This is a genomic window from Psychroserpens sp. BH13MA-6 (assembly GCF_052983595.1).
In genome coordinates this window covers 1-1534 of record NZ_JBRJGE010000031.1, presented here as the reverse complement: position 1 = coordinate 1534, position 1534 = coordinate 1, and the positions used below count along the sequence as shown (strand labels likewise).

Genomic DNA, 1534 nt, shown 5'->3' with positions numbered 1-1534 from the left:
TCATAACTGTGGAAGATACAGTGGCTCCTACTTTAAATGTGCCTGCAGATGCAACGGTTGAATGTTCTGAAAGTACCGATCCGGTAAATACAGGAGAAGCAACAGCGACGGATAGCTGTGGTGAGGTGACCATTACCTTCAACGATACGTCTGTTGCCGATTGTGGTAACACCGAAACTATTACAAGAACGTGGACAGCAACCGACGATTGTGGTAACACGACAACTGGAGTTCAAACTATAACTGTTGAAGATACAGTGGCTCCTACGTTAAATGTGCCTGCAGATGCTACGGTTGAATGTTCTGAAAGTACCGATCCGGTAAATACAGGAGAAGCAACAGCGACGGATAGCTGTGGTGAGGTAACCATTACCTTCAACGATACGTCTGTTGCCGATTGTGGTAACACCGAAACTATTACAAGAACATGGACAGCTACTGATGATTGTGGTAACACGACAACTGGAGTTCAAATCATAACTGTGGAAGATACTGTGGCTCCTACTTTAAATGTGCCTGCAGATGCAACGGTTGAATGTTCTGATAGTACCGATCCGGTAAATACTGGAGACGCAACAGCGACTGATAGCTGTGGTGAGGTAACCATTACCTTCAACGATACGTCTGTTGACGATTGTGGTAACACAGAAACTATTACAAGAACATGGACTGCAACCGACGATTGTGGTAACACGACAACTGGAGTTCAAACTATAACTGTTGAAGATACAGTGGCTCCTACGTTAAATGTGCCNGATTGTGGTAACACGACAACTGGAGTTCAAACTATAACTGTTGAAGATACAGTGGCTCCTACGTTAAATGTGCCAGCAGATGCAACGGTTGAATGTTCTGAAAGTACCGATCCGGTAAATACAGGAGAAGCAACAGCTACGGATAGCTGTGGTGAGGTGACCATTACCTTCAACGATACGTCTGTTGCCGATTGTGGTAACACCGAAACTATTACAAGAACATGGACAGCGACTGACGATTGTGGTAACACGACAACTGGAGTTCAAACTATAACTGTAGAAGATACAGTGGCTCCTACGTTAAATGTGCCTGCAGATGCTACGGTTGAATGTTCTGATAGTACCGATCCGGTAAATACTGGAGAAGCAGCAGCGACTGATAGCTGTGGTGAGGTGACCATTACCTTCAACGATACGTCTGTTGACGATTGTGGTAACACAGAAACTATTACAAGAACATGGACAGCTACTGATGATTGTGGTAACACGACAACTGGAGTTCAAACTATAACTGTTGAAGATACAGTGGCTCCTACGTTAAATGTGCCAGCAGATGCAACGGTTGAATGTTCTGAAAGTACCGATCCGGTAAATACTGGAGAAGCAACAGCGACTGATAGCTGTGGTGAGGTAACCATTACCTTCAACGATACCTCTGTTGCCGATTGTGGCAACACCGAAACTATTACAAGAACATGGACAGCAACCGACGATTGTGGTAACACAACAACTGGAGTTCAAATCATTAACGTTGAAGACACAGTGGCTCCTACTTTAAA

1 protein-coding gene is annotated in these 1534 nt (G+C 44.4%); it reads left to right on the top strand.

What is annotated here, in order from left to right:
• Positions 1 to 8: 8 nt before the first annotated feature.
• On the top strand, positions 9 to 1534 hold a 1526-nt coding region (locus ACU8DI_RS15315; protein ID WP_447113667.1), incomplete at its 3' end, for an HYR-like domain-containing protein.